The sequence below is a fragment of the Paenibacillus taichungensis genome (genome assembly GCF_013359905.1).
In the GTDB taxonomy this organism is placed as follows: domain Bacteria; phylum Bacillota; class Bacilli; order Paenibacillales; family Paenibacillaceae; genus Paenibacillus; species Paenibacillus taichungensis.
Genome location: NZ_JABMCC010000069.1, coordinates 1 through 215, shown reverse-complemented (window position 1 = coordinate 215; position 215 = coordinate 1). Strand labels below are relative to the sequence as shown.

Sequence of the window (215 nt, the reverse complement as noted above, 5' to 3'; positions counted from 1 at the left end):
CGTCTTTCCAGTTCTCTTCAGGAGAAGAAAACAACTATTCGGTATTAGCTACCGTTTCCGGTAGTTGTCCCAAACTTGAGGGCAGGTTGCCTACGTGTTACTCACCCGTCCGCCGCTAACCATCAGAGAAGCAAGCTTCTCTTCAAGTCCGCTCGACTTGCATGTATTAGGCATGCCGCCAGCGTTCGTCCTGAGCCAGGATCAAACTCTCCAAT

At 50.7% G+C, this 215-nt stretch carries 1 rRNA gene; it reads right to left on the bottom strand.

The window, feature by feature from the left end:
* A 16S ribosomal RNA gene (locus HP548_RS34215) occupies positions 1–215 on the bottom strand; the annotation flags it as partial.